1 protein-coding gene and 1 pseudogene are annotated in these 747 nt (G+C 33.1%); both read right to left on the bottom strand.

Going from position 1 to position 747, the window contains the following annotated elements; genetic code table 11:
* A pseudogene (locus tag KLA_RS17340) lies at window positions 1-401 on the bottom strand (hypothetical protein); the annotation flags it as partial.
* Window positions 388-570 carry a hypothetical protein gene (locus KLA_RS17335; protein ID WP_152536882.1) on the bottom strand — a complete coding sequence of 61 codons (183 nt, stop codon included), beginning with the start codon at window positions 568-570 and terminating at the stop codon, window positions 388-390. The pseudogene KLA_RS17340 and the gene KLA_RS17335, both read right to left, overlap by 14 nt.
* Between the last annotated feature and the right edge of the window lie 177 nt (window positions 571-747).

The following is a 747-nucleotide window of genomic DNA, read 5'->3' as shown; positions in this document are numbered from 1 at the left end:
CGTAAGTCTATACCATTAGTCCAGCCTTCTATCTCATACGGTACTTGTGCATTAAAGGTAAAAGTATACTCATAATACGGCAAGCCTGCACCTATAAAATTACCAGTTTCTTTATTTTTTTTACTTTGGTGTTTTACTACTAATTTTTCATCGTCTGTAATGCTTTCATAAGTATTTATGTCATCTACCCGTATTACGTCTATACTAATCTCTGTGCTATTTAGTAATGTTGTAATGGTATCTCCTTCACCAATTTCTTCTTTTACCAAATCTCCCACAGGGTAGAGCCTGTACGTAACAGTTTGTTGTCCCGATTTTAAAACATCTCTGTTAACTTCTGTAGCAGAAGCATACTGCATAAGACTATAATTTTTTGCAACAACTTCATCATTCTTTACCACTTCTATAATACTCTTTTACAGGGAAGTCATTTACCAAAACCTCATAGGTGCAATACTCTTGGTTTATGCGCAGTAAATACATAGGTTGTTCATTATACTTTGGCATAGCTTGCCACATTTTATCTGTAACATTATGTATGGTAATGCTATCTTGGTCTGCAGTGTTCATATTTTTAGTAGTTTTAGTGTTTTGGGCGCAGCTCACCCAAAACACTAAAAACCAACTATAAAAAAATAATTTTTTAAGCATATTATTTTATCATTTCTAACTGTATGTCTTCATCTTTACCCGTGTATTTGTATTTGTCCATATATAAATACACACCTAAAGAGCGAAACCAATTTT

It is taken from the genome of Cellulophaga geojensis KL-A (assembly GCF_000568425.1).
GTDB classification, from domain to species: domain Bacteria; phylum Bacteroidota; class Bacteroidia; order Flavobacteriales; family Flavobacteriaceae; genus Cellulophaga; species Cellulophaga lytica.
This window is presented reverse-complemented; position numbering and strand designations above follow the sequence as displayed.

Excerpts from the sequence above, each read along its gene's own strand:
- KLA_RS17335 (WP_152536882.1), bottom strand. The coding sequence starts at position 570 with ATGAACACTGCAGACCAAGATAGCATTACCATACATAATGTTACAGAT.